This is a genomic window from Mesorhizobium sp. M2A.F.Ca.ET.039.01.1.1, from assembly GCF_003998035.1.
In the GTDB taxonomy this organism is placed as follows: Bacteria; Pseudomonadota; Alphaproteobacteria; order Rhizobiales; family Rhizobiaceae; genus Mesorhizobium.
The window spans coordinates 1-1,683 of record NZ_RZRY01001047.1 but is presented as its reverse complement, the minus strand read 5'-3'; the positions used below and the strand labels follow the sequence as shown (position 1 = coordinate 1,683).

The window sequence follows — 1,683 nt, the reverse complement described above, 5'->3', positions numbered from 1 at the left end:
GCACCTGTGTCGTGAAGGTCTCGCGGATCGCCTTGTAGCCGATGCTCATGTCGGCAACCAGGATGGTGCGGCCGTCCCGCTCCTTGCGCGAGCGCACGGTGAGCGATTCACAGAGCGGCAGGAATTGCGGGTAGGCCTCGATGTCCGCCACCAGCGCGAACATTTCTTGCGGTGTATGCGCGACGCGGCGTGTCGCCTCGAATTTCGGCATTGAAAGTCAGCTGGCCTTCGCGAGCTGCGCCTCGCGCGCCGCGCGCAGCCTGGCGAAATCCTCGCCGGCATGGTGCGAGGAACGCGTCAGCGGGCTCGATGCCACGAGCAGGAAACCCTTGGTCTTGCCGATCGTCTCGTAGGACTTGAACTCGTCCGGCGGGATGAAGCGGATCACCGGATGGTGCTTCTTCGAGGGCTGCAGGTACTGGCCGATGGTCATGAAGTCGACATTGGCCGACCGCAGATCGTCCATCAGCTGCAGCACCTCGTTCCGCTCCTCGCCGAGGCCGACCATGATGCCGGATTTGGTGAAGATCGACGGGTCGAGTTCTTTCACGCGCTGGAGCAGCCGGATCGAATGGAAATAGCGGGCACCGGGCCGGACCGTTAGGTAGTTCGACGGCACGGTTTCGAGATTGTGGTTGAAGACGTCGGGCTTGGCGGCGACGACGATCTCCAGCGCGCCGTCCTTGCGCAGGAAGTCGGGCGTCAGGATCTCGATCGTCGTCGACGGCGTCGCCGCGCGGATGGAGCGGATGACGTGGGCGAAATGCTGCGCGCCGCCATCTGCAAGGTCGTCGCGATCGACCGAGGTGATGACGACGTGGCTCAGCCCCATCTGCTTGACGGCGTGTGCCACGCGCGCCGGTTCATCCGGATCGAGCGCGGTCGGGATGCCGGTCGCGACGTTGCAGAAGGCGCAGGCGCGCGTGCAGATCTCGCCCATGATCATGAAGGTGGCGTGCTTCTTGTCCCAGCATTCGCCGATATTCGGGCAGCCGGCCTCCTCGCACACCGTCACCAGCTTGTGCGACTTCACGATCTCGCGCGTCTCGGAATAGCCCTTGGAGACCGGGGCCTTGACGCGGATCCAGTCCGGCTTGCGCAGCACCTCCTGGTCGGGCCGGTGCGCCTTCTCGGGATGCCGCGGGCGCGGCCGGTTGGCGATCGTGTCTACGACTGTGACCATCTCAAACCCTTCGCGGCCGCGATTTCGCCAGCCGCTTGTCTTTCGTCATCTAGGACTTTTCGCGGCAAAGAAAAAGGCCGGGGCAGCGCATGCCGCCACGGCCGTTTTCGCATAGCAGGCTTCGTTCAGCGACGCATTCGCGCGCCTTACCGGCGAACGAGCCGGCCAACAAAGATCAGCAGGCAGGCCCCGATGAAGCCGGTGATCAGATAGGCGACCCAGCCGACGCCGAACGACTGGATGTTGAGAGCCTGCAGGATCGCGTTCAGCACGATCGCGCCGACGATGCCCATGATGATGTTCATGAAGATGCCGGTGTTGCTCTTCATGACCATCTCGGCGAGCCAGCCCGCCAAGCCGCCGACGATGATGGCTGCGATCCAGCCGACGCCATTCAAATGCATGTGCCAGTTCCTCCTCGATCAGGTGAAAATGCAGCCGGATACGAGCCGCCTTGCCGTCAGCTAGCTCCGGCTGCCGCGTGTGAGTCTCGCCTGACC

Annotated in this window: 3 protein-coding genes; all 3 read right to left on the bottom strand. The window is 63.8% G+C overall.

Annotated features, from left to right (window positions below):
* The coding region (locus tag EOA24_RS37110) for an SRPBCC family protein (RefSeq protein WP_281059928.1) at window positions 1-211 on the bottom strand (211 nt) is incomplete at its 3' end.
* A 6-nt stretch (window positions 212-217) separates the two neighbouring features.
* A complete protein-coding gene (gene lipA / locus EOA24_RS37105; RefSeq protein WP_126082763.1) occupies window positions 218-1,183 on the bottom strand; it encodes a lipoyl synthase in 966 nt (321 codons plus the stop codon).
* Window positions 1,184-1,329: 146 nt separating this feature from the next.
* Window positions 1,330-1,587 (bottom strand): GlsB/YeaQ/YmgE family stress response membrane protein, encoded by a 258-nt coding sequence (locus tag EOA24_RS37100; protein ID WP_042642286.1) that lies wholly within the window; start codon window positions 1,585-1,587, stop codon window positions 1,330-1,332.
* Window positions 1,588-1,683 lie beyond the last annotated feature (96 nt).

Coding starts and splice junctions, on each gene's coding strand:
- lipA (WP_126082763.1), bottom strand. CDS start 1,183: ATGGTCACAGTCGTAGACACGATCGCCAACCGGCCGCGCCCGCGGCAT.
- EOA24_RS37100 (WP_042642286.1), bottom strand. CDS start 1,587: ATGCATTTGAATGGCGTCGGCTGGATCGCAGCCATCATCGTCGGCGGC.